Below are 21,738 nucleotides of genomic sequence, written 5' to 3' on the forward strand. Positions count from 1 at the left end.
GATCAGGCGTTGGTGCGGCACGCCGAACGCAGCGTTTTGGATAGAGCGCGGCGCACAAGCCAAATTCCGATTCCGACACCGCCGATCCCGACACCTATGTCGGCGCGGCGATGCGGCCGTGTCCGGCGGGGTTGATGACTGATAGGCCTGCGGGTCGCCAACGCTGCCCGGGCCGATGCGCAACACAAGGAGGCCTCACGCGCGTGGCATATCACGGCGCGGTCGTCTGGTCGCGGCAGCGGGCCTTATTCGCCGCCGGGCGCGAACGGCACCTCACGCGTCGCGCTTTGCCTGCCGGGACGCGCCTGCTGCTGACCAGCGCGCAGGTTCGCCTCCGGCGCGCGACGCAAAGTTCCGTGCTCTGGTCATGGGCGTTCGTCGACGGGCGACACACGGTCGTGGCGTTTGGAGCCGGCATGCAGGACGTCGACGCGTCCAACGCCGCCCAGTTCTTGAGCATCGTCTATCTGGCGGTCCAGCCCATCCCCGGGCGATGCGGAAAATACGCCGGCAGATTGCCCCGTTACCGACTGATTTCGCGATCCTGGTTGCCGTGCGGGGCGACGTGCGTATGCTGCCGGTCGCAGACAAACCGGGGTGATGTTGCACATGATGTCGAAATTTTCCGTACTGGCCGGCGTATCGCTTGCGGCCTTCCTGGTTCCCGCCGCACAGGCGCAGCAATCCCCACCCATGGCCAAGCCCGCGCCGGTCGCCGATCTGGTCAAGTCGGTCGATATCCCCTACCAGCAATTCACGCTGAAGAACGGCCTCCGCGTCGTCATCCACACCGATCGCAAGGCGCCCGTCGTGGCGGTATCGGTCTGGTATAATGTCGGCTCCAAGTTCGAGCCCAAGGGCAAGACCGGGTTCGCGCATCTGTTCGAGCATCTGATGTTCAACGGCTCGGAGAATGCGCCTGGGGACTTTTTCGAACCGCTCAAACAGGTCGGCGCGACCGACTTCAACGGCACGACCTATTATGATCGCACCAATTATTTCGAGACGGTGCCGACCGCCGCGCTCGACCGCGCGCTGTTCCTCGAATCAGACCGCATGGGCTATCTGACCGGCGCGATCACGCAGGGCGTGCTCGACGAGCAGCGCGGCGTCGTCCAGAACGAAAAGCGCCAGGGCGACAACCAGCCCTATGGCCTGACCGAATACAAGATCACCGAGGGCCTGTTCCCCGCGACGCATCCCTATGGTCACACCACGATCGGGTCGATGGCGGATCTCGATGCCGCGTCGCTGCAGACGGTGAAGGACTGGTTCAAGGATCATTACGGCCCGAACAACGCGGTGCTGGTGCTCGCGGGTGACGTCGATGTGGCGACCGGCAAACGCCTCGCCGAGAAGTATTTTGGCGGCATTGCGAGGGGCGCCGAGAGCATCGTCCCGCCGGCACCGATCCCGACCTTGCCCGCGCCGGTGAGCGAGACGATCAAGGACCGGGTCGCCGCGGTGATGATCAGCCGCAACTGGGTGGTGCCGGGCCTGAACGACAAGGATGGCACCGCGCTGGAGGTTGCGGCAGGCGTTCTCGGCGGGCTGGCCAGCAGCCGGTTCGATACCGCGCTGGTCAAGAAGGAGAAGCTGGTCACGCGGATCTCGGCGAACGACAGCAGCTTCAGCCAGCTCGGCATGTTCGAGATCCAGGCGATCGTCCGGCAGGGCGTCGACCCCGCGCTGGTGAACAAGCGGATCGACGAGATTCTCGCGGACTTCCTCAAGAACGGTCCGACCGCCGACGAGGTTAGCCGCGTTGCCACGACGACGGCTGCGCGGAAGATGGAAGGGCTGGAATCGGTCGGGGGGTTCGGCGGCAAGGCCGTGACGCTCGCCGAGGGCGCGCTATATTCGAACGATCCGGGCTTCTACAAGAAACAGCTTCTGCAACTGGCGGCCGAAACGCCCGCCAGCGTGCGTGCCGCGGCGGTGAAGTGGCTGTCGCGTCCCGCCTATTCGCTGACCGTCGTGCCGGGCGCGCGCGATGCCTATGCCAACGCCGCCGTCCCGCCGAAGGTCGCCGTGGCGCCTGCACCCGACGTGCCGTTCAAGGGAACGCGCGGACCGCTGCCGAGCGTCGGCCAGGTTGCGGGTCTGAGCTTCCCGCCGGTCGAACGCACGCGTCTGACCAACGGCATCGAGGTGGTGTACGCGCAACGCGATGCGGTGCCCGTGACACAGGCGGTGCTCAGCTTCGATGCCGGCGTCGCGGCGGACGTGCCGGGTAAGCTCGGCACGCAGAAGCTGACATTGTCGATGATGGACGAAGGCACGCCGACGCGCGATTCGGTCGCGCTCGCCGAAGCCAAGGAGCGCCTGGGCGCCGAGATCGGCTCGGGTGCGTCGAACGACCGGACGTTCCTGTCGTTGCAGGTGCCGAGCGCGAACCTGGCGCCCGCGGTCGACCTGTTCGCCGACATCGCGCAGAACCCGGCCTTCGCCGATGCCGAGGTCGCACGCGTCAAGAACCAGCAACTCGCGCAGATCGCGCAGGAACTGACGAGCCCGCAGGGGCTGGCGACGCGCGTCCTGCCCAAGCTGCTCGGGCCGACCTCGCCCTATGCCAAGGCGCAGGGCAGCGGCGACCCGAAGGCGGTCGCGGCGCTGACGCGCGCGGATCTGGTCGCGTTCCAGCAGGCGTGGCTGCGACCGGACAAGGCGAAGATCTTCGTCGTCAGCGATCGTCCGCTCGCCGAGGTCAAGGCGGCGCTCGACGCGCGGTTCGGGACATGGCGTCCGACCGGCATGGCGGGCACCAAGGTCTTCCCGACCAGCGTCACGCCGTCCGCGCCCAAGATCGTGCTGATCGACCGGCCCGACAGCCCGCAGTCGGTGATCATCGCGGGCGTGCCGACCGGACTGAAGGGCACGCAGGACCTGCTGCCGATCGTGACCGCGAACGATGCGCTCGGCGGCAGCTTCCTCGGCCGCGTCAACATGGACCTGCGCGAGAGCAAGCACTGGTCGTACGGCGTATCGGGTCGTTTCCAACAGTCCGAATATGCCGCGCCGTACATCCTGTCGGCACCGGTGCAGGCGGACCAGACCGGTCCGTCGATCGCCGCGCTGCGCAGCGACATCGGGGCGTTCCTCGGCAACGAGCCGATGACCCAGGTCGAGTTCGACCGCGCCATCAACGGCGCGATCCGCTCGCTATCGGGGAATTTCGAGACGTCCGACGCAGTGCTGGGTGCGATGCAACAGAACGACCTGCTCAAGCGGCCCGACGATTATTACGCGACGATCACGCAGCGTTACCAGGGGCTTGCCCTGCCGCAGCTCAACACCGCGATCCAGCAGGCCCTCGATCCCAAGAAGACGATCTGGGTCGTGGTCGGCGATGCGAAGACGGTGCGGCCGCAGCTTGACAGCATCGGCCTGCCGGTCGAGGTCATCCCCGCGGCGTCGGTTGCCGGCGCCCAGTGATCAGAGCTGTGACTCAGGAGAGAAATACAATGGCGAACGTCGATGGCAGCTGGGATTGCGTGGTCAAGTCGCCGCTGGGCGACCAGAAGATGACGCTGACCGTGAACAGCGCCGGCAGCACCTTCACCGGTGCGGTGTCGGGTGCGATGGGCGGCATGGACGTCACCGGCGAGGTCGAGGGCGACACGATCACCTGGAAGCAGAGCATGACCGTGCCGATGCCGATGACGCTCGACTGCAAGGCGACCGTCGAGGACGACATGCTCAAGGGCAGCGTCGCGGCCGGCGCGTTCGGCAGCTTCCCGCTGACCGGCACGCGGACCGCCTGACGGTCACGCGCATCTGCCGTAGAATGACGTGAGAAGGGCTCGTCTTTCCGATACGGAAAGGCGGGCCTTTGCTTTTTCAATCCGGGAGGGAAGGAAGAAGACATGCTATCGATGACCCGTCTGCTCGGTGCCTGCGCCACTGCTGCGCTCCTGGCGACGACCGCCGTTCCCGGTGCTGCCACCGCGCAGACTTACGACGAACGCCCCGCCAAGATGGCGCCCCGCGACACCGGCTACGACTACGTCCGCACGGTCGTCGAAATCCCGATGCGCGACGGCGTGAAGCTGCACACGGTGATCATCGTCCCCAAGGGCGCGAAGGATGCGGGCATCCTGATGACGCGCACGCCCTACGACGCCGACGGCCAGACCAAGGTCGACAGCGGTACCTATGCGGGCATCCTCGAGCATGGCGACGGCGCGGGCGACGTGATCGCGGCGGCCGGCTATATCCGTGTCATCCAGGACGTCCGCGGGATGCACGGATCGCAGGGCATCTACATGATGAATCCCGCGCGCGCCGGGACCGCGCAGAACCCGACCAGGACCGACGATTCGACCGACACCTACGACACGATCGACTGGCTGGTGAAGCACGTCCCCGAATCGAACGGCCGCGTGGGGATCAGCGGGATCAGCTATGACGGCTTCCTGCCGCTGATGGCGCTGATCAATCCGCATCCCGCACTCAAGGTCTCGGTGCCGATGAACCCGATGGTCGATGGCTGGCGCGGCGATGACTGGTTTCACAACGGCGCGTTCCGCGAAGCCATGATGCCTTACATCCTCGGCCAGGAAGCGACCAAGGACGCGGGCACGCCGTGGATCACCGACACCGCGGACGATTACGACTATTTCCTGAAGGGTGGCTCGGCGGGGGCGATCGGCAAGGCGCAGGGGCTCGAGCAGCTCGGCTTCTGGCGCAAGATCACGCAGCATCCGGCGTACGACTCGTTCTGGTCGAGCCAGGCGATGGACACCGTGCTCGCGGGCCAGCCGCTCAAGGTGCCGACGCTGATCGTCGGCGGGCTGTGGGATCAGGAGGATATCTACGGCGCGCCCGCGGTCTACCGTGCGCTGGAGACCAAGGATACTGCCAACGACATGGTCTATCTGTCGATGGGGCCCTGGTATCACGGGCAGGAGGTGCGCGACGGCAGCGCGCTGGGCGCGATCAAATGGGATGCCGACACCGCCAAATGGTGGCGCTGGCACGTGCTCGCGCCGTTCCTCGCGCATTATCTGAAGAGCGACCAGCCCGCGATGGACGTCGCACCCGTCACGATGTTCCAGTCGGGCCGCAACGAGTGGCAGAAGCTCCAGCGCTGGCCGAGCGAACCCACCGCGGGCACGCCGCTCTACCTCAAGCCCGGCGGCGCGCTAGGCTTCCAGGCGGCGGGCGGCGCGGCGACCACCGCGGACTATATCTCCGATCCGGCGGCGCCGGTCAGCTACCGCGTGCGCCCGACGCTGCCGACCTATGCGAGCGGATCGACGTGGAAACAGTGGCTGGTCGACGATCAGCGCGCGGTCTCGGGCCGCCCCGACGTGCTGACCTTCACGACCGATGCGCTGACCGCGCCGACGACGATCGCGGGGGTGCCGGAGGTAAACCTGACCGCGTCGACCAGCGGCACCGACAGCGACTGGGTCGTCAAGCTGATCGACGTGTATCCGGACGTCAATCCGGGTGACAAGGCGATGGCGGGCTATCAGCTGTCGGTCGCGATGGATATCTTCCGCGGGCGCTACCGCGAAGATCTGGCGGTCGCCAAGCCAATCGCCGCGAACGTGCCGCTGAAATACAAGTTCGCGCTGCCGACGACCAATCATGTGTTCCTGCCGGGGCACAGGATCATGGTGCAGGTGCAGTCGAGCTGGTTCCCCCTCTACGATCGCAATCCCCAGACCTTCGTCCCGAACATCTTTTTTGCGCAGCCCAAGGATTACGTGAAGGCAACGCAGAAAGTGACGATCGCCGGACCTGACGAGAGCTATATCAACCTGCCATTGGTGCGCTGATCGATTATGCGCGACCGGATCGACATCTTTTCCGGTCGCGCCATCGGACGATGTAAGGAAAGTACGGGTTGATATAGGTTGGCCTTTGGTCGCGTAACTGGTTCTTAGTACGCCATGGGTCATAGAATGGGCTCACAACGAACCGGAACGCCGATGAAACGCCTTCCCCTGATCGCGCCGAACCCACCACGGCTGAGCGAGCATCTCGATGCGTTGCGCCGCGTCGAGGAATCGGGGGTATTCAGCAACAATGGCCCCGAGGTGCGTGCGTTCGAGGCGGGCGTGACCGAACAGCTGTTTGGCGGCCACGGTGCGAGCCTTGCCGTCGGCAATGCGACGCTCGGACTGATGCTGGCGATCCGCCACGCTTCGGGGATGCGGACGGGTGGACTCAATCCGAAGCAAGGCACGCTTGCGCTGATGCCGGCGCTCACCTTCGCTGCGACCGCGCAGGCGGCGGCATGGGCCGGGCTGACGCCGCTGATCTGCGATATCGATCCCGACGACTGGGCGGCGTGTGCGCAAGCCGAGGAGCGGTTGCTCGATCAGTATGGCGAGCGGATCGGCGTGATCGTGCCCTATGCGACGTTCGGCAACGCCATCGACCTCGATCGCTATGTCGATTTCCAGAAGCGCTATGGCGTCGGTGTCGTGGTCGACGCGGCGTCCTCGCTCGGAACGCTCGACGACGCCGGCGAAGGATTTGGCGCGCGCGCACCGTTTGCGGTCGTGCACTCGATGCACGCCACCAAGACGTTCGCGGTCGGTGAGGGCGGGTTGATCCACAGCGGCGACCCGGCGCTGATCGCGACGCTTCGCTCGATGGGCAATTTCGGGTTCGAGGGCGGGCGTAGCGCCACGCTGCCGGGGATCAATGCGAAGCTGCCCGAGATCCTGGCGATCCTGGCGCGGGCCAAGTTGGCCGAGATTGACGCGATCGCGACGAATCGCGCCGCGCTGGAGGCGGCGTACCGCGAAACGCTACCCGATTTTCAGTTTCAGTCGGTGTCGGGGCAGCGTCGGGCGATGCAGTTCATGCCGGTGCTGCTGCCCGAGCGCCTGGCGCATCACCGCGACGAGATCGTCGAGAGCATCGAGGCGCAAGGGGTCGGCTGTGGCCGGTATTTCAGTCCGCATCTGGGCGAACAACCCTGGTTCCAGGCGACTGCGATGATCGAGCGCACCCCGGTCGCGGACAAGATCGCCGGGCGCATGCTGTCGCTGCCGATCACCGATGCGATGAGCGTCGCCGATGCGCAGCGCGCCGCGGAAACGCTGGCGCGAGCGTGCGCGGCGATTGTCCAGCCGCTGGATCGCCGTGCGTCCGCGCGCGGCTCGACCGGCGCCGTGCTGTCGGTGATGGTCATCGGCGGGGGCCCGGCGGGGACGGCGATGCTGACCTCGGCGACCAAGCGCGGCCTGCTGCCCCAGCTCGCGGCCTCGGGGCTGATGGTGGTCGAGCGCAGCGGCGCGATCGGTGGCGGGCGGCTCGGGCGCTATGCGATCACCTCCGATTCGACCGCACAGACCTTTCTGACCGCGGTGCGCGACAACGTGCATCCCGAACTCGCCCGTCTGCTCGATCATCCTGCCGCGCGTGCGGTCGCGGCGCATGAGGGCGCGCTGGGCGTGCCGTTGACCGAGGTCGGATTGCTGCTGCGCGCGATCGGTGACCGCCTCGCCGATATCGTGCGCGACAATGGCGGCACGGTATTGACCGGTCACGAGGCACTCGGCGCGAAACGCGTCGGCGACGGCGTGTGGAGCGTGCAGCTTCGCCGCGTGTCCGATGGTCATGTCTTCGATCAGCTTACTCGCAACGTCGTCGTCGCAACCGGCGGTCACCAGCCGCTCGACCGGCTCGCCGCTGAGCATGTCGCCGGCACGAGGCTGGTCGATCTTGCCAGCGGACGGTTGCTTCAGTCCGAAGATGTCCTGTTGGTTGGCGGTACCGAGAAGGTCGCCGATCTGCTGGCCGGGATACGTGCCCCGCGAATCGCGGTCATCGGCGGATCGACCAGCGCGATGACGACCGTCGCGCTGTTGCTCAAGAACCAGCCCGCTCTGCCGTTCGGGGCGGGGGCGATCACCGTGCTGCACCGTCGGCCGCTGCGCCCTTTCTATCCTTCGGTTGCGGCAGCGCACGCCGAGGGTTTTACGGAATTCGACGCGGACGACATCTGTTCGCGGTCGGGATTCGTCTATCGCCTCGCCGGCTTCCGGCTGGAGGCGCGCGATCTGGTGTTACGGATGCTCGCGGTCGATGGTCGGGTGCCCGACCCGCGCGTCACGCTGCACCAGATCACGGGCGATGACGATATCGCGGCGCGCGCGGTCATCGAAGACGCGGATCTGGTGATTGCGGCACTCGGCTATCGACCGATCGCACTCCCGGTCGCGGACCGCGACGGCAGCCCGATCCCGCTCGCGGCACAGTCTGGTCGGCCAATGGTCGACGACCAGTGCCGGATCGTCGACGCCGACGGCATGCCGATCGCCGGGCTTTACGGCATCGGTCTCGCTGCGGGGTTCGTACCGTCGGGGCCGCTTGGTGGCGAGTGCAGCTTCACCGGGCAGGCGAACGGCCTGTGGCTGTGGCAGAACGAAGTGGGTCTGAAAATCGTCGATCAGGTCATGGCCGGATCGAGGGTTGCGCCACCCATGAGCGCCGCAACCCTCGGGCCTCAGACCTTCGCCGCGTAGATCATCCGCCCGGCACCGAGCCGCGCGAACACCTGATCCAGATCGCGCTCACCGACCGCGAAGCAACCCTGGCTGCGACCAAGCATGCCGTGGCTCTCGATCATGTCCTTGTTCGCGTACCAGGCCGAGTGGACGACGATCGCCCGGTCGAGCGCGTTGTCATTGGTCGGATCGAGCCCGATCAGCCGCTGCGAACGGCCATGCTTGCCGACATAATAATCATCGGTGACGAATGCGCCCTCGGACGAGGCGTTCGAGCCGAAGCGGTTCGAGAAGCGCTCGAGATAGCCGGTATGCGCCGGATCCGAGCCGCTGCCGTGCGCGACCAGCAGCGAGGTGCTGCGCCCGCTGGCCAAGTCGATAAAGTGGAAACGCGGCTTGCCCGACGGCGCCGCGAAATCGGCGATCGCGATCCGGTCGCGGTTCGGGATGCGGCTGCCGTGGCGGCTGAGCGATGCCATCGCCTGGCGCAGCAGATCGGGCCGGACGACACGCGGCGACGTCACCGCAACCGTGGTGCGCGGCAGCGGCGGCTGCGTCATTGGTTTCAGATCACGTGCGGTCAACGCCCGTGCAATATGTGGTGTTGCGGATACCGCCCCCGGTACCGCCAGTGCCCCCGCCAAAACCAAACCGTTCTTTAGAAGCGCGCGTCGTTCGCGCACAAGACCTTGCTCGTCGTGCATCGATTTTCCCGAAATTGCCCCAGTTCCCGTAGGCATGGCTATAGCCGATTTTCGGTGAATATTCTGCAACCATTTCCACTGGTTGTGGGTCCGTTCCTTCGAACTACCCCGGCTTGGGGTCGGTTCGTCGACTCATCGCGTCGGCACATTACCCGCAGTCGGGCGTTGACTGGCGGATCGAGACTCGGAAACGGATGGTAAGATGAGCGGGATGACGCGGTCGTTAAAGGCATTGGGGTTAGCGATCGTGCTGGGCTCGGTTGCCGGTCCTGCGCTGGGTGCATCCGCCGCCGCCATTGCCGCGATGCCGATCGAGCAGGCCGCGACCGAGCTGTCGCCGAATCAGTTCATCTGGAAGGACACGGGGTCGAGCGAACCGGTCAGTATCGTTATCAGCCTGCTGGAACAGCGCGCGTTCGTCTATCGCGGGTCGACGATGATCGCCGCGACGACGATCTCCAGCGGCAAGGACGGCAAGGACACCCCGCTCGGCACCTACCCGATCCTGCAGAAGAACGCGGTCCACAAATCGAGCCTGTACGACGACGCGTCGATGCCGTTCATGCAGCGGTTGACGTGGGACGGCATCGCGATCCATGCCGGTCGCAATCCGGGCTTTCCCGCCTCGCACGGCTGTATCCGCGTTCCGCTCGGCTTTGCCAAGCAGCTGTTCGGGGTGACGACGCTGGGGACGACCGTGACGGTCACGGACGATTTCGAGGGCGGAATGGTGCCGGAGCCGCCAGTCCCGGATCAGGAAACCGCGATCGCCAATTTGCGCCAGTCGGTCTCGCTCGACCGGTGATTGCGGATAGGCGAGGGCGGTAATCCCCTGTTCTCCCGCGAAGGCGGGAACCGAGACTTGGGTCCCCGCCTTCGCGGGAAAACAAACTTTGACGCAGGCAGCGGTAGGTCAGGCCGCGATCGGGAGCTCCAGCTCGACCAATCGCGCGCGAAAATGCGCAGCGTCGGTGAACAGCACCGATTCGATCCCCAACGCCTGCGCCGCCGCCACGTTCGCCGCATTGTCGTCAACGAACACCGCGTCCTCCGCCGCCAGCCCGAATCGCGCCAGCGCGAGTCGATAGATCGCCGCGTCGGGCTTCACCATCTTCTCCTCGCCCGACACGACGATATCGCGGAACCGGTCGAACAGCCTTGCTTCACGCGCGCGGAAGGGTGGCCAGAACTCGTGGCTGAAGTTCGTGATCGCGAACAGCGGTACGCCGGCTTCGTCCAGCTCGGCGACGATCTCGTGCATACCAGCGATACCTGCGCCGATGCTCTCGTTGAATCGCGGCCCCCAGGCGGCGATCAACGCGGCATGCTGCGGATACAACGCGGCCAGCTCCGCCGAGGTGTCGGCGAAGTCGCGGCCAGCGTCGTGCTGGAAGTGCCAGTCGATCGTCACGACGTCGCGCAGGAACGCGTCGAGCGCCCGATCGTCACCGATCAGGCGCTCGTACAGGATCCGCGGATCCCAGTCGTACAGGACACGACCGACGTCGAAAATGACGGCGGTCTTCCCCTTCTTCGGCAAGTCGGGCGTTAGCCCTGGCGTGCCTTGAAGCGACGGTTGGTCTTGTTGATGACGTAGGTACGGCCACGACGACGGATCACGCGGTTATCGCGGTGACGATCCTTGAGCGACTTCAGGGAATTGCGGATCTTCATGATCGATTCGCTTCTTTTCAAATCTAGGTGTGCGGAAAGACGGGATCGCCTAATGGCGGGGGGTGTCCAAGTCAAGCAACGGACACGCTCATACCATCCGGGAACCCACTCGGCTGGTCGGAGCGTTACTATAGCGCAACATTCTAAGGAAGTCCCGATGGCGGTTCGTTCGATCCTGGTTCTGGCGCTGGCAGGCGCATCCCTCACCGCGTGCGCGACCGGCCCGTCGCTGCCGCCGACCGAGGTGCTGCGCTATCATCTGGGCGAACCAATCGACCGCGGTACGATCGCGGTGCAGCCGCTCACCGGTGGCGGCCCCGCCAGCCTCGAGTTCAAGACCTATGCCGCCGCCGTGCAGGGCGAACTGCTCAAGGCCGGCTATAGCGTGCCGATGGCGGGCGCGAAGCCGTTGCTGGTCGCGACCGTCGGCTTCACGCGCACGACTCAGGCAGGGCCGCCCAAGCGGTCGCCGATCAGCATCGGCCTCGGCGGCGGCGGGTTCAGCGGCGGTCGTGGTGGCGGCGGCGTGGGGCTAGGCGGCGGCGTTGGTTTCCCGATCGGTGGCGGCGGGAGCACCGCGATCCTCGTGTCCGAGCTGTCGGTGACGATCAAGCGCAGCGCGGACCAGTCGCCGGTCTGGGAGGGGCGCGCGCAGTCGTTCGCCGATGCGCGCAAGGACGACGCACGGACCGATATCCAGGCCGACAAGCTCGCGCGCGCGCTGTTCATGGGGTTCCCCGGCGAGTCCGGTCGCACTATTCAGGTGAAATGAACGCAAACGCCATGAACCCGACCATCAACGCCGCTTTCGATGGCGGCAACATTCGCATTGTCGCCATCGACGGAGATCGAATCGACCTCGAGATCGTCACGGACTTCCAGTCCGACTTTTTCCAGTGGTTCTATTTCCGCGTGGCGGGGGCGGCCGGGCGGACGCTGACCTACCGCATCCTCAATGCGGGCAAGTCGGCCTATCCGTTCGGCTGGCCGGGCTACAAGACGCGCGCCAGCACCGATCGCCGGGCGTGGCGGATGATCGAGACGCGCTATGCGGATGGCGTGCTGGAGTTCGACTTCGCCGCGGAGACCGATCTCGCCTGGTTCGCCTATTTCGCGCCGTACACGATGGAGATGCACGAGGCGCTGGTGGCGCGTACCGCGTTGCTGCCGGGCGTCGCGCACAGCGAGCTCGGCCAGTCGCTCGACGGGCAGGCGATCGACTGCTTCACGATCGGGTCGGGGCCCAAGCAGGTCTGGATCTATGGCCGCCAGCATCCCGGCGAATCGATGACCGAATGGTGGATGGAAGGCGCGCTCGAGCGGCTGACCGATCCGGCCGATCCGGTCACGGCCGATTTGCTGGCGAAGGCGACGTTCAACATCGTCCCCAACATGAACCCCGACGGCACGCGGCGCGGTCATCTGCGCACCAATGCGGTCGGCGTGAACCTCAACCGCGAATGGCACACGCCCAGCCTCGAGAAGAGCCCCGAAGTCTTGTGCGTGCGCAACGCGATGGACCTGACCGGTGTCGACGTCGCGATGGACATCCATGGCGACGAGGCGATCCCGGCGAACTTCATCGCAGGGTTCGAAGGCATTCCGTCCTGGACCGATGCGCACGGCGAGAAATTCTACGACTATGGCCGGCGGCTCGCGGCGCACACGCCCGACTTCCAGACCGAGAAGGGCTATCCCAAGTCCGCACCGGGCACGGCGAACCTGTCGATGTCGACCAACCAGGTCGCCGAGCGCTTCGGCGCGGTGTCGATGACGCTGGAAATGCCGTTCAAGGATCACGACGCCAACGCCGATGCTGAATATGGCTGGTCGCCCGAGCGGTCGAAGCGGCTGGCGCACGCGATGCTGGAGACGCTCGCCGGGATGATCGACGAAATCTAATCCCGTCATCCTGACGAAAGTCAGGATGACGGATAGGAGGGCGAAACACCCCTTTCCTTACCATCGCAGGAGCCCGAATGCCGACCTTAGTCCTGATCCGCCACGGCCAGTCCACCTGGAACCTCGAGAACCGCTTCACCGGCTGGTGGGACGTCGACATGACCGCCAAGGGCGAGGCGGAGGCCAAGGCCGCGGGCGAGCTGATGGCCGCCAAGGGTCTCGACTTCGACCAGACCTTCGTCAGCCTCCAGACGCGCGCGATCAAGACGCTCAACATCGCGCTCGAGGCGATGGGCCGGCTCTGGCTGCCGGTCGAGAAGGACTGGCGTCTGAACGAGCGGCATTATGGAGGGCTGACGGGGCTCGACAAGGCCGAGACCGCGGCCAAGCACGGCGACGCGCAGGTCCATATCTGGCGCCGCAGCTTCGACGTGCCGCCGCCCGTGCTCGACGATGGCAGCGCCTTCGACCTGTCGAAGGACCGTCGCTATGACGGCATCGCGATTCCCAAGACCGAGAGCCTCAAGGACACGATCGCGCGCGTCCTCCCCTATTGGGATGCGCGGATCGCGCCGGCGCTCAAGGATGGCCAGCGCGTCCTCATTTCCGCGCACGGCAATTCGCTCCGCGCGCTGGTGAAGCATCTCTCGAACATCCCCGACGAGGAGATCACCAGCCTCGAGATCCCGACCGGCCAGCCGATCGTCTACGAACTCGACGCAGACCTGACCGCGACGGACCGCTATTATCTGAGCGAGAGGTAAGCAGCTTCTGGTGAGCGATACCACCCCGGCGAAGGCCGGGGCCCAATTGGGAAGGTGGCGATACCGGAGCACCGTCCTTCGTTAGCAATGTTGCCCACTTGGGCCCCGGCCTTCGCCGGGGAAGTGCAGTTCGTGCGACGCGAAAGCCCGATGTCGGTCGTCCACTCCCACGGCGTCCACCAAGACATTGCCCTTGTCCGCGCTCGTCGCTAGGCACGGCGCTTCCTGAATCGGGGGGCGGAAGTGGCTCTAGTCGGCATCATCATGGGCAGCACCTCCGATTGGGAGACGATGCGCCACGCCGCCGAGACGCTCGACGCGCTCGGCGTCGCGCACGAGACCAGGGTCGTCTCCGCGCATCGCACCCCGCAACGCCTCTACGACTATGCGACGACCGCCGCCGACCGTGGCCTGAAGGTCGTGATCGCGGGCGCGGGTGGCGCGGCGCACCTTCCCGGGATGGCGGCGTCGATGACGCATCTGCCCGTGCTCGGCGTGCCCGTCGAATCGAAGGCGCTCAAGGGCATGGATAGCCTGCTCTCGATCGTCCAGATGCCCGGCGGCATCCCGGTCGGCACGCTCGCAATCGGCAAACCCGGCGCGATCAACGCAGCGCTGCTCGCCGCCGCGATCCTGGCGACCGCGGACGAGGCGCTTGCTACCCGCCTCAAGGCCTGGCGCGCCGCGCAGACCGACGCCGTCGCCACCGACCCCGCCTGACGCCGCCTTAAAGCCGATATCCCGAAAGACGCTGACATGACGCCGCTGCCCCCCGGATCGACCATCGGCATCCTCGGTGGAGGCCAGCTCGGCCGCATGCTCGCCACCGCCGCGGCGCAGCTCGGCTATCACACGCACATCCTCGCGCCTGACCAGGAGAGCGTCGCCGCGCAGTCCGCCTCGACGATGACGCGCGCCGATTATCACAACCGCATCGTGCTGGCCGACTTCGCCGACGCGTGCGACGTCGTGACCTACGAGTTCGAGAATATCGACGTCGACCCGGTCGAATGGCTCGCCGACCGCGTTCCCGTCCACCCGAGCCCCCGCGCGCTCCGCGTAGCGCAGGAACGGATCGGCGAAAAACGCTTCGTGGAGAGCGTCGGCGGCCGTCCGGCCCCCTGGGCCGCGGTCGACAGCCTCGAAAGCCTGCAGGCGGGCCTGGAGGCGATCGGGACCCCCGCGATCCTCAAGACCGCGCGCTTCGGTTATGACGGCAAGGGGCAGGTCAAGATCGACACGCCCGCCGCGGCGCAGGCGGCGTGGGACGCGATCGGCGGCCCCGCGGTGCTCGAGGCGTTCGTGCCGTTCGACCATGAATTCTCGATCCTGATCGCGCGCGGCCTCGATGGCGGCATCCAGCGCTACGATTCGCCGCTGAACGTCCACCGTGACGCGATCCTGCGCCACTCGACCGTCCCTGCACCCGCTGCGGTGCTGGCGCAGGCCGGGGAAGCCGCCGCGCTGGCCGAGCGGATCGCCGCCGAACTCGACTATGTCGGCGTGTTGGCGTGCGAGTTCTTCGTCGGCGCGGACGGCCCGGTGTTCAACGAGATGGCGCCGCGCGTGCACAATTCGGGACATTGGACGATCGAAGGCGCCGAATGCTCGCAGTTCGAAAACCACATCCGCGCGATCTGCGGCCTGCCGCTCGGCGCGACGACGCTGACCGGGCGTGACGCGACGATGGAAAACCTGATCGGTGACGACGCCGATCGCTGGGCCGAGCTCCTCGCCGAACCCGGCGCCCATCTGCACCTGTACGGCAAGGGCGCCGCCCGACCCGGCCGGAAGATGGGCCATGTCACGCGGATCGTTCGCTAAACCGACCGCGTCGGCGTCCGAGCGCCCTGCCGTTCGTCCTGAGTAGCCGTCGAGCAGTCGCCTTAGGCGGCGTATCGAGACGGCGTATCGAAGGGCAGGTTGGCGCGCGGAACCCATGCTTCGATAGGCGCGCTCGATATGCTGCTGACGCAGCTGCCCGGTCTCTACTCAGCACGAACGGGAGTGGGAAAAAATGGTGCCCGGAGACGGGGTCGAACCGCCGACACTGCGATTTTCAGTCGCATGCTCTACCAACTGAGCTATCCGGGCCCGTCCGGTCTGGGACCGGAGAAGCGTCCGACCTTGCGATCGGAAGGGCGCGTTTAGTCGGGGTCTTCGGCGCTGTCCAGCCCCGTTTGCGAGATTGCGCGCCCAGGAATGCGATAGCCTTCGCCGAGCCACTGCAACAGGTCGCGGTCGCGGTGGGGGCTCGAGCAGAACGGCTTGTACTCAGGCACCGCAGGCTGGTCGCAGATCGGACATGTGACGGTCGAGGCAGTCGCGGTCATCGGGCGCTCTCCAGGTCGTGGACGACGCCGGTGCGCCGCGTGAGGTCCGCCAGCCACGCAGGACGCGCCAGCAGGCGTGCATGGACCGTGGCAGGCAAAGTGTGGCGGCGCGACGCGGTCGGCGGCGTGCGTTCGAGCGTCCGCAGCGTCGCGCGGGCCGCTGCACCGACCGGATCGGCGCGCAGGATTTCGGGGATCGACGCGCGCGGGCGCGGGCGGACGATCTGAAGGAAGCCGAAGCCGTTCATCGCGGTCCGTTCGAACGGCTGCGGCAAGAATTCGTCGATTGCCACGGCAACGGCGGTGCGCTGCGCTTTGCCGGCAAGCGTCGGGAAGTCGATCCCGATCGAGCCGCCAATGCCGTGGCGGCGAATCGCCCGCGCCACGGCATGCGCGGCGGCGATCGCGAGTGTATCCAGCGGTGGTGCGCCGTCGACGTCGAACAACGTCATCGCCGGCGTCGGCGAGAGGCGCAGCGCGCCGAGGGGGAAGACGATCTCGCCGCTTACCGCTTCGTCGAGCAGTTCGGACCAGCCCGCCGCCTCAAGCGCGTCGGGTTCGTGCGCGCGGGGGCTGTGGATGGGCAGCCCGGTCGCCACCAGGCGCTCATAGAGCGTCGGCGCGGGGCAGGGGGGCAGGTCGCTCGGGACGGCCTTGGCGAGCTTCGCACGGCCCGCTTCGGGCAGCGCGTCGCGGACGATCTCGACGGTCAGGCCGGCGCCCTGCGTGATGCCTGCCGGAAGGTGGTTGATCAGCGCGTCGCCGGCGTCGAGCGTGACGCGGCCACGGCGGCCCGGCAGCAGCTCAATGAGCCGGGCGCGGGCGACGAGGCCGACCTTCAGCGCGTTGCCGTCATCGAGCTCGATCGCGGCCTCGATGATCCGGTCGTCCTGCACCAGCGCGGCCCGCGCTTCGCCGATGCCGGCTTCGTAGAGCCATGCAGGCCCCGTATCAGGCAAGCGCGACGCCCGCGGTCTTCAGCAGCGCGCGCGTTTCGAACAACGGCAAGCCGATCACACCCGAATGGCTACCCGAGAGGAAGCGCACGAACGCCTCCGCGCGGCCCTGGATCGCATAGCCGCCGGCCTTGCCGAGACCTTCGCCGCACGCGAGATAGTCGTCGATCTCGGCGGCCGAGAGCGGCTTGAACGCGACGATCGTGTCGGCGATGCGCGTACGGACCTTGCCGGTCGCGTCGATCACGCAGACCGCGGACAGGCAATGGTGGCGCCGCCCCGATAGCTTGCCGAGCAGGTCGCGCTGAATGTCGAGCGTATCGGCAGGCGGCAGGATGCGGCTGCCAAGCGCGATCGTCGTGTCGCCAGCAAGGACGATCTCGCCCTCCGCCCGTGCGACCGCGGCGGCCTTCTCGACCGCGAGACGCAGCGCATAGGCGCGCGGGGGTTCGGCCTTGCGCGGGTTCTCGTCGATATCGGGCGAGGCCACGCGCGACGGTACGACGCCGAGCCGCGCGAGCAGGTCGCGGCGGCGGGGCGAGGAAGAGGCCAAGACGAGTGCTGGGACCACCATTAATGCCTCGTAACAGCAAGCGGCGGGCGCCGAGGCGCCCACGGGCTTATTTGAAGCGGTAGGTGATGCGACCCTTGGTCAGGTCGTACGGGGTGAGTTCGCACAGCACCTCGTCGCCGACCAGCACGCGGATGCGGTTCTTGCGCATCTTGCCGGCGGTGTGACCGAGAATCTCGTGGTCGTTTTCGAGCTGAACCCGGAACATCGCGTTGGGGAGGAGTTCCACCACGCGGCCGCGCATCTCGAGCAGTTCTTCCTTGGCCAAATATAATCTCTGAATTGGGGGAATTTCGGGACGAGCGCCCTTACCGCAGGTTCGCGAAAAAGGAAAGCAGGGCCGAAGCGCGGTCACAGGCGTCATGCCCATGCCCGCTTGTGTGATTCGGATATCGGCGTTCCGTGGGAGAGAAACAAGGGAGTCCTGTCATTGCCAGAGCGGTGGCGGCGCAGCGGTCACAACAGGCTCGGCTGGTGCACGGTCGCCTCACGTGCGGCGCGGCGGAAGGCGGCGCGGTCGACATTGGGGATGCGCGGCCGCTTGCCCTGGAACAGGTCGGCGAGCGTCAGGATCTGGAGTTTGGGAAACGCCTCGTCGACACCGGCACGGTAGATTCCGACGGCGGCCGCGCGGCGTTCCATCTCGCGCGTCGGCTTGGCGTTCATGATGAGGATGCCGATCGGTGCCTTTTCGCGCGCGATCGTCGCGGCGAGCGTCTCGACCATCGCGGTGTCGGGGTTGAGCCCGCCCTTCACCGAGACGATCGCGCGGTGCGTGACCATCTTGCCCGACGCGCTATCGTGGTCGTTGAAATAGATCAGCCCGTCGATCCCGCCGTCCGCGCCCTTTTTCCGGCCGCCGAACGGGAGCGCGTCGACCATCGACACCGCCCACCACTGGAACTGGTATTTGTCGCGCAAGGCGAGATCATACGCCGAGGCGAGGTCCTTCGGCGTCCCCTCGACGGTGAACGTGACCGCGGGGAACGCGTCCTTCATCCGCTTTTCGATCAGCGAGATGGCGAGATGCGTGACGTCGATCCCGATCCATTGCCGCTTGAGCTTTTCCGCGGCGTGCACCGCGGTGCCGCAGCCGCAGAACGGGTCGAGCACCACGTCCCCCGCGTTTGACGACGCGGCGATTATCCGCTCGAGCAGCGCCACCGGTTTTTGCGTCGGATAGCCCAGCCGCTCCTTCGAGACCGGCGCGATGATCGGAATGTCCCAGACGTCGTTCATCGCGACGCCCGGTGACAGGCCCGATTCCTGCGTCGGATTGCGCGCGCCGTCCGCGGTGAACGTCACCTTCTGCAGCGCGCCCTTCCAGCGCTTTTGCGAACTTGGCGAGGGCGGCACGGTGAGCGTGTTGAACAGGTTGCCGGTTTCGCGCTTGGTGTAGAACAGCAGGCAATCGTGCATCCGCTGGAACCGGTGCGACACCGACGGCCAGCGGCGATAGCTCCAGATGATCTCGTTCTGGAAATGCCGCTTGCCGAAGATCGCGTCGAGCAGGAGTTTCAGGTAATGGCTCGCGGTCGGATCGCAGTGGAGATACAGGCTGCCGGTCGGCTTCAACACGCGGTGCAGTTCGAGCAGGCGGACCGCCATCATCGCCAGATACGCCATCATGTCGTTGTCGCCGAGAAACCCGCGCATCGCGTTGAGCAGGTCGAACGCCTTGGTGTTGCCGCTCCGCGCGACCTGGTCGAAGGCGTCTTCCGCGGTCTCGTTCCAGTGCCAGGTATCCTCGAACGCCTCGATCTGCGCGTTCGACGCGCGTCCATCGGGCTCCTTGAACAGGATCCCGTAATTGGCGTTCGAATTGAACGGCGGGTCGAGATAGATCAGGTCGACGCTCTCGTCGGCGACCTCCTTGCGAAGGACGGCAAGGTTGTCGCCGTAGAAGAGATGGTTTTCGGGCCGGTTTCGCATGACCCGAGGATGCGGGGACACATTGCCGTTCGTCCAAGCGAGATGCATCCGTAGTCGTCGGATTTGCTCCGTTGTGGAGTCTTCCGGCGAGGGGCACCGCTCATGTCCTTCGAGGGTTCGAGCGGGGCGGCGGCGCGCTTGCGATGACGATCGCCGAGCAGGCGGCGTACCCCGCCGCTCGGCGATTAGGCTCGATCAGCCGATACCGCCGCCGGCCAGCGCCGCGAGCAAGAGCAGCGCGACGATGTTGGTGATCTTGATCATCGGGTTCACCGCGGGGCCGGCGGTGTCCTTGTAGGGATCGCCGACGGTGTCGCCCGTCACCGCGGCCTTGTGCGCTTCCGAGCCCTTGCCACCATGGTTACCGTCCTCGATATATTTCTTGGCATTGTCCCAGGCCCCGCCGCCGCTGGTCATCGAGATCGCGACGAACAGACCGGAGACGATCACGCCGAGCAGCATCGCGCCGAGCGACGCGAAGCCGGCGGCCTGCCCCGCGACCGCGGTGATGATGAAATACACCGCGAGCGGCGACAGCACCGGCAGCAGCGAGGGCACGATCATCTCGCGGATCGCCGCCTTCGTCACGAGGTCCACCGTCCGCGCGTAATCGGGGCGACTGGTGCCGAGCATGATGCCGGGATTGGTGCGGAACTGCTCGCGGACCTCCTCGACGACCGCGCCGGCGGCACGACCGACCGCGGTCATCCCGAACGCCCCGAACAGATAGGGGAGCAACGCGCCGAGCAGCAGCCCGACGATGACGTACGGATTGCTCAAGCTGAAATCGACCGTGACGTCGGGGAAATAGGTCGCGAGATCGGTGGTGTAGGCGCCGAACAGCACGAGCGCGGCGAGCCCCGCCGAGCCGATCGCATAGCCCTTGGTCACCGCCTTCGTGGTGTTGCCGACCGCGTCGAGCGCGTCGGTCCGCTGGCGGACGTCGTCGGGCAGGCCCGCCATCTCGGCGATGCCGCCCGCATTGTCGGTGACGGGACCATAGGCGTCGAGCGCGACGACCATCCCCGCCTGCGCAAGCATCGCGGTGGCGGCAAAGGCGATGCCGATGATCCCGGCGAGCTGATAGGCGACGATCACCGCGACGACGATGACGAGCGTCGGCAGCGCGGTCGATTCGAGGCTGATTGCAAGCCCCTGGATGACGTTGGTGCCGTGGCCGGTCTCCGACGCCTTGGCGATCGACCGGACCGGGCGGTGGTTGGTGCCGGTGTAATATTCGGTGATCCACACGATCAGCCCGGTGACGACCAGCCCGATCATCATCGACCAGAACAGGTCCATGCCGGTGAAGCTCTGCGTCAGCGATGGCGCGGCCTGAGTCGTCAGGTCGTCGGTGGCGGGATCAAGGAAGCCGGCGCCGCCGATCACGCGGTGGAGATCGCCGAGCACGTACTGCGTGGCGAGATAGATTGCCGGGATCGACAGGATCGTCGAGGTGAAGAAGCCCTTGTAGAGCGCGCCCATGATGGTGCCGCCGCCGAGGCGGACCATGTACGTGCCGATGATCGAGGTGACGATGCACACGCCGCCGACGAGCAGCGGGAGAGTCATGAGGCGCATCAGCTCGGCACCGCTCGCCTGGATTAGCAGCGCGATCGAGATCATCGTGACGCCCAGCGTGACGACATAGGTCTCGAACAGATCGGCGGCCATGCCCGCGCAGTCGCCGACATTGTCGCCGACGTTATCGGCGATGACCGCGGGGTTGCGGGGATCGTCCTCGGGGATGCCCGCCTCGACCTTGCCGACCAGATCCGCGCCGACGTCCGCCGCCTTGGTGAAGATGCCGCCGCCCAGACGCGCGAAGATCGAGATGAGCGATGCGCCGAACGCGAGCGCGGTCAGCGCCTCGACGATGACCCGGTCGTTGGGGGCGTGGCCCGCGGGACCGGTGAGATACCAGAAGAACGCGCTGATCGCGAGCAGGCCTAGGCCTGCCACGAGCATGCCCGTGACCGCGCCGGACCGGAACGCCATCGTCAGCCCGGCCTGCAGCGACGTGCGCGCGGCCTCGGCTGTGCGGACGTTGGCGCGGACAGAGATATTCATGCCGACATAGCCCGCGACGCCCGACAGCACCGCGCCGATGACGAAGCCGATCGTCGAGATCATGCCGAGCGTGAGGAGAAGGATCGCCGCGACGATGACGCCGACGATCGCGATCGTGGTATATTGCCGCCCGAGATAGGCCTTCGCGCCTTCCTGGATGGCGGCGGCGATGTCCTGCATCTTGGCGTTGCCGGGAGAGGCGGCGAGCACCTGTCGACTCGTGACGAACCCATATAGGACGGCAATGACGCCGCAGATCATGGCCAAATAGACGGTCGTCATACGGCGCTATCCCTTTTCCAGTTCCTCCTCCGGTCTCGGCTTTGCCGAGTCCCGATGTCCGGAGCCTATCAGTGCAGGG

Annotated in this window: 19 protein-coding genes and 1 tRNA gene; 10 read left to right on the forward strand and 10 right to left on the reverse strand. The window is 66.5% G+C overall.

Going from position 1 to position 21,738, the window contains the following annotated elements:
* The first annotated feature begins 612 nt into the window (after positions 1 to 612).
* The 4 genes from ASE88_RS08100 (at position 613) to ASE88_RS08115 (ending at position 8,489) form a co-directional block, all read left to right on the forward strand.
* On the forward strand, positions 613 to 3,435 hold the full coding sequence (locus ASE88_RS08100) for a M16 family metallopeptidase (RefSeq protein ID WP_200910189.1): 2,823 nt from the start codon (positions 613 to 615) through the stop codon (positions 3,433 to 3,435).
* A 29-nt stretch (positions 3,436 to 3,464) separates the two neighbouring features.
* The gene (locus tag ASE88_RS08105) at positions 3,465 to 3,764 is read left to right on the forward strand and encodes a hypothetical protein (protein WP_055874704.1); all 300 of its coding nucleotides are present in this window, start codon (positions 3,465 to 3,467) and stop codon (positions 3,762 to 3,764) included.
* 102 nt (positions 3,765 to 3,866) lie between these two features.
* Positions 3,867 to 5,786 carry a CocE/NonD family hydrolase gene (locus ASE88_RS08110; RefSeq protein ID WP_235525610.1) on the forward strand — a complete coding sequence of 640 codons (1,920 nt, stop codon included), beginning with the start codon at positions 3,867 to 3,869 and terminating at the stop codon, positions 5,784 to 5,786.
* A gap of 153 nt (positions 5,787 to 5,939) precedes the next feature.
* Positions 5,940 to 8,489, forward strand: coding sequence for a DegT/DnrJ/EryC1/StrS family aminotransferase (locus tag ASE88_RS08115; RefSeq protein ID WP_056477431.1), 2,550 nt, complete (start codon positions 5,940 to 5,942; stop codon positions 8,487 to 8,489).
* On the opposite strand, the gene ASE88_RS08120 is transcribed toward ASE88_RS08115, so the two are convergent.
* The gene (locus ASE88_RS08120; protein WP_055874697.1) at positions 8,471 to 9,175 is read right to left on the reverse strand and encodes a murein L,D-transpeptidase catalytic domain family protein; all 705 of its coding nucleotides are present in this window, start codon (positions 9,173 to 9,175) and stop codon (positions 8,471 to 8,473) included. The genes ASE88_RS08115 and ASE88_RS08120 overlap by 19 nt on opposite strands.
* Before the next feature lie 202 nt (positions 9,176 to 9,377).
* Between ASE88_RS08120 and ASE88_RS08125 the strand changes: the two genes are divergently transcribed.
* Entirely contained in the window at positions 9,378 to 9,980 is a 603-nt protein-coding gene (locus ASE88_RS08125) for a L,D-transpeptidase family protein (protein ID WP_235527878.1), read from the forward strand.
* Between the two features lie 108 nt (positions 9,981 to 10,088).
* On the opposite strand, the gene ASE88_RS08130 is transcribed toward ASE88_RS08125, so the two are convergent.
* Positions 10,089 to 10,715: an HAD-IA family hydrolase gene (locus ASE88_RS08130; RefSeq protein ID WP_056477435.1), complete on the reverse strand. Its 627-nt coding sequence runs from the start codon at positions 10,713 to 10,715 to the stop codon at positions 10,089 to 10,091.
* An 8-nt stretch (positions 10,716 to 10,723) separates the two neighbouring features.
* Positions 10,724 to 10,849, reverse strand: coding sequence for a type B 50S ribosomal protein L36 (gene ykgO / locus ASE88_RS08135; RefSeq protein ID WP_003046794.1), 126 nt, complete (start codon positions 10,847 to 10,849; stop codon positions 10,724 to 10,726).
* A gap of 157 nt (positions 10,850 to 11,006) precedes the next feature.
* On the opposite strand from ykgO, the gene ASE88_RS08140 reads away from it, so the two are divergent.
* The 5 genes from ASE88_RS08140 (at position 11,007) to ASE88_RS08160 (ending at position 15,339) form a co-directional block, all read left to right on the forward strand.
* Positions 11,007 to 11,621, forward strand: coding sequence for a DUF4136 domain-containing protein (locus ASE88_RS08140; RefSeq protein WP_055874690.1), 615 nt, complete (start codon positions 11,007 to 11,009; stop codon positions 11,619 to 11,621).
* 11 nt (positions 11,622 to 11,632) lie between these two features.
* Complete coding sequence (locus tag ASE88_RS08145; protein WP_082466574.1) at positions 11,633 to 12,751, forward strand: M14-type cytosolic carboxypeptidase; 1,119 nt, start codon at positions 11,633 to 11,635, stop codon at positions 12,749 to 12,751.
* Between the two features lie 77 nt (positions 12,752 to 12,828).
* Positions 12,829 to 13,515 (forward strand): 2,3-diphosphoglycerate-dependent phosphoglycerate mutase, encoded by a 687-nt coding sequence (gpmA, locus tag ASE88_RS08150; protein WP_056477438.1) that lies wholly within the window; start codon positions 12,829 to 12,831, stop codon positions 13,513 to 13,515.
* Between the two features lie 264 nt (positions 13,516 to 13,779).
* Positions 13,780 to 14,235: a 5-(carboxyamino)imidazole ribonucleotide mutase gene (gene purE / locus ASE88_RS08155; protein ID WP_055874682.1), complete on the forward strand. Its 456-nt coding sequence runs from the start codon at positions 13,780 to 13,782 to the stop codon at positions 14,233 to 14,235.
* Between the two features lie 36 nt (positions 14,236 to 14,271).
* Positions 14,272 to 15,339 carry a 5-(carboxyamino)imidazole ribonucleotide synthase gene (locus tag ASE88_RS08160; protein WP_055874679.1) on the forward strand — a complete coding sequence of 356 codons (1,068 nt, stop codon included), beginning with the start codon at positions 14,272 to 14,274 and terminating at the stop codon, positions 15,337 to 15,339.
* 194 nt (positions 15,340 to 15,533) lie between these two features.
* Here the strand turns inward: ASE88_RS08160 and ASE88_RS08165 are convergent.
* The 7 genes from ASE88_RS08165 to ASE88_RS08195 form a co-directional block, all read right to left on the reverse strand.
* A tRNA-Phe gene (locus ASE88_RS08165) sits at positions 15,534 to 15,609 on the reverse strand.
* Positions 15,610 to 15,662: 53 nt separating this feature from the next.
* Positions 15,663 to 15,848: a DNA gyrase inhibitor YacG gene (locus ASE88_RS08170; RefSeq protein ID WP_056477441.1), complete on the reverse strand. Its 186-nt coding sequence runs from the start codon at positions 15,846 to 15,848 to the stop codon at positions 15,663 to 15,665.
* The gene (locus ASE88_RS08175) at positions 15,845 to 16,807 is read right to left on the reverse strand and encodes a ribonuclease (protein ID WP_056477442.1); all 963 of its coding nucleotides are present in this window, start codon (positions 16,805 to 16,807) and stop codon (positions 15,845 to 15,847) included. Before ASE88_RS08175 ends, ASE88_RS08170 begins: the two co-directional genes overlap by 4 nt.
* A complete protein-coding gene (locus ASE88_RS08180; RefSeq protein ID WP_055874671.1) occupies positions 16,800 to 17,378 on the reverse strand; it encodes a Maf family protein in 579 nt (192 codons plus the stop codon). The genes ASE88_RS08175 and ASE88_RS08180 overlap by 8 nt, the downstream gene beginning before the upstream one ends.
* Positions 17,379 to 17,424: 46 nt before the next feature.
* Positions 17,425 to 17,643, reverse strand: a complete 219-nt coding sequence (gene infA / locus ASE88_RS08185; RefSeq protein ID WP_031441079.1) for a translation initiation factor IF-1 — start codon at positions 17,641 to 17,643, stop codon at positions 17,425 to 17,427.
* Positions 17,644 to 17,831: 188 nt separating this feature from the next.
* Complete coding sequence (locus ASE88_RS08190; RefSeq protein ID WP_055874668.1) at positions 17,832 to 19,307, reverse strand: DNA-methyltransferase; 1,476 nt, start codon at positions 19,305 to 19,307, stop codon at positions 17,832 to 17,834.
* A gap of 195 nt (positions 19,308 to 19,502) precedes the next feature.
* Positions 19,503 to 21,659, reverse strand: a complete 2,157-nt coding sequence (locus ASE88_RS08195; protein WP_056477444.1) for a sodium-translocating pyrophosphatase — start codon at positions 21,657 to 21,659, stop codon at positions 19,503 to 19,505.
* Positions 21,660 to 21,738 lie beyond the last annotated feature (79 nt).

This window comes from Sphingomonas sp. Leaf38 (assembly GCF_001421825.1).
Classification (GTDB): Bacteria; Pseudomonadota; Alphaproteobacteria; order Sphingomonadales; family Sphingomonadaceae; genus Sphingomonas.